This window comes from Paenibacillus sp. F024 (assembly GCF_057814255.1).
In genome coordinates, this window is sequence record NZ_JBVASZ010000080.1 from 1 (window position 1) to 2,083 (window position 2,083).

Annotated in this window: 16 tRNA genes and 1 rRNA gene; all 17 read left to right on the plus strand. The window is 53.0% G+C overall.

The annotated features are described in order from the left end of the window. Positions 1-146 precede the first annotated feature (146 nt). A 5S ribosomal RNA gene (gene rrf, locus ACZYR9_RS27310) occupies positions 147-263 on the plus strand. 41 nt (positions 264-304) lie between these two features. Continuing rightward, positions 305-380, plus strand: a tRNA-Asn gene (locus ACZYR9_RS27315). A gap of 8 nt (positions 381-388) precedes the next feature. Continuing rightward, positions 389-477: transfer RNA gene (locus ACZYR9_RS27320), tRNA-Ser, on the plus strand. Between the two features lie 24 nt (positions 478-501). Next, a tRNA-Glu gene (locus ACZYR9_RS27325) sits at positions 502-576 on the plus strand. An 18-nt stretch (positions 577-594) separates the two neighbouring features. Continuing rightward, positions 595-670 (plus strand) — tRNA-Val (locus tag ACZYR9_RS27330). Between the two features lie 15 nt (positions 671-685). Continuing rightward, positions 686-762 (plus strand) — tRNA-Met (locus ACZYR9_RS27335). A 9-nt stretch (positions 763-771) separates the two neighbouring features. Next, positions 772-848: transfer RNA gene (locus tag ACZYR9_RS27340), tRNA-Asp, on the plus strand. Positions 849-938: 90 nt separating this feature from the next. Beyond that, positions 939-1,013, plus strand: a tRNA-Thr gene (locus ACZYR9_RS27345). 25 nt (positions 1,014-1,038) lie between these two features. Then, positions 1,039-1,114, plus strand: a tRNA-His gene (locus ACZYR9_RS27350). 16 nt (positions 1,115-1,130) lie between these two features. Beyond that, positions 1,131-1,202: transfer RNA gene (locus ACZYR9_RS27355), tRNA-Gln, on the plus strand. 29 nt (positions 1,203-1,231) lie between these two features. Then, positions 1,232-1,307, plus strand: a tRNA-Lys gene (locus tag ACZYR9_RS27360). Positions 1,308-1,334: 27 nt separating this feature from the next. Further along, positions 1,335-1,409, plus strand: a tRNA-Gly gene (locus ACZYR9_RS27365). A 77-nt stretch (positions 1,410-1,486) separates the two neighbouring features. After that, positions 1,487-1,561, plus strand: a tRNA-Gly gene (locus ACZYR9_RS27370). A 29-nt stretch (positions 1,562-1,590) separates the two neighbouring features. After that, positions 1,591-1,670 (plus strand) — tRNA-Leu (locus tag ACZYR9_RS27375). Positions 1,671-1,678: 8 nt separating this feature from the next. Then, positions 1,679-1,755, plus strand: a tRNA-Pro gene (locus ACZYR9_RS27380). A gap of 8 nt (positions 1,756-1,763) precedes the next feature. Next, positions 1,764-1,837 (plus strand) — tRNA-Gly (locus tag ACZYR9_RS27385). 8 nt (positions 1,838-1,845) lie between these two features. Beyond that, positions 1,846-1,919, plus strand: a tRNA-Arg gene (locus tag ACZYR9_RS27390). Positions 1,920-2,083 lie beyond the last annotated feature (164 nt).

Here is a 2,083-nt window from a genome sequence, read left to right on the forward strand (position 1 = left end):
GTAGATAGGTTCGGGGTGGAAGCGCGGCAACGTGTGGAGCTGACGAATACTAATCGGTCGAGGGCTTATCCAAAAATATATGATCAGCAGCAGCTTTGGTTTCGATCCAGTTTTCAGGGCGCAAGCCGCCTTGAATAAGTAACTCGTTTGGTGATGATGGCGGAAGGGAACCACGCGTACCCATACCGAACACGACCGTTAAGCCTTCCAGCGTCGATGGTACTTGGACCGCAGGGTCCTGGGAGAGTAGAACGTCGCCAAGCGGGTATTGATTGACACTTTAATACTCCACAACCATTAACATTCCCCGATAGCTCAGTTGGTAGAGCACTCGACTGTTAATCGAGTTGTCACAGGTTCGAGTCCTGTTCGGGGAGCCATTATTTCTGGAGAGGTGTCCGAGCTGGCCGAAGGAGCACGATTGGAAATCGTGTAGGCGTCACAAGCGTCTCGAGGGTTCGAATCCCTCTCTCTCCGTAGAGTTTCACTAGTATCTATCATGGCCCGTTGGTCAAGGGGTTAAGACACCTCCCTTTCACGGAGGTAACAGGGGTTCGAATCCCCTACGGGTCACCATTACCTTTATATTTCTATGGAGGCTTAGCTCAGCTGGGAGAGCATCTGCCTTACAAGCAGAGGGTCGGCGGTTCGATCCCGTCAGCCTCCACCATAGAATGTTTACTGACGCGGGGTGGAGCAGCCCGGTAGCTCGTCGGGCTCATAACCCGAAGGCCGCAGGTTCAAATCCTGCCCCCGCAACCAATTTTGTGTGGAGCCGTGGTGTAGAGGCCTAACATGCCTGCCTGTCACGCAGGAGACCGCGGGTTCGAATCCCGTCGGCTCCGCCATGTTTGTTTTGAATTGAATGAACACAAGATAAACATCGGAATGATGCGGAGATTATCCGATATGTCCGGCGTTTTTAATTTAAAGACTACGCCGTCGTAGCTCAGAGGCAGAGCAACGCACTCGTAATGCGTAGGTCGGAGGTTCGACTCCTCTCGACGGCACCATTCCAAGCCTCACTTATATTGTATGGCGGTCGTGGCGAAGTGGCTAACGCATCGGATTGTGGCTCCGACATTCGAGGGTTCAATTCCCTTCGATCGCCCCATAACTCTCATTATCGTTGGGGATTAGCCAAGCGGTAAGGCAACGGACTTTGACTCCGTCATGCCTAGGTTCGAATCCTAGATCCCCAGTATTTCTCTCATATCGAGGGACTTCATGAGAGCCATTAGCTCAGTTGGTAGAGCACCTGACTTTTAATCAGGGTGTCGTAGGTTCGAGTCCTACATGGCTCACCAGTATTTTAAACCAAGATAAACGATTAAGCGGAAGTGGCTCAGGGGTAGAGCATCGCCTTGCCAAGGCGAGGGTCGCGGGTTCGAATCCCGTCTTCCGCTCCATAATGAATATGCAGAGACGAGAATCTAATATGATTTAGTCAAACGTATTCGATGGGGCTTGGTTTAGTATTTAATATGCGGAAGTGGCTCAGGGGTAGAGCATCGCCTTGCCAAGGCGAGGGTCGCGGGTTCGAATCCCGTCTTCCGCTCCATAATGAGTTGATTTAACTCATTCATACAGGCCGGTATGGCGGAATTGGCAGACGCGCGCGACTCAAAATCGTGAGGGAAACCGTGGGGGTTCAAGTCCCTCTACCGGCATTGCATAACGGGACGTAGCTCAGCTTGGTAGAGCACCTGGTTTGGGACCAGGGGGTCGCATGTTCAAATCGTGTCGTCCCGACCACTTATATTGCGGGTGTAGTTCAATGGTAGAACTCCAGCCTTCCAAGCTGGTAGCGTGGGTTCGATTCCCATCACCCGCTCCAAATCATATGTTCCAGTAGCTCAGCTGGATAGAGCAACGGCCTTCTAAGCCGTCGGTCGGGGGTTCGAATCCCTCCTGGGACGTAAAACAGTCTCTCGCTTACGCGAGGGGCTGTTTTCGTAGTAGTACGCCCAGCATGGGCGTCATCTTTAGGGTGAAAGTCCTGAACGGGGGCTGGCGAGCGCCTACCGTAGCCAAGGGCAAGGGTGTCCGTCGCGAGGCGGAATCTGAAGGAAGCCGGAGGCAA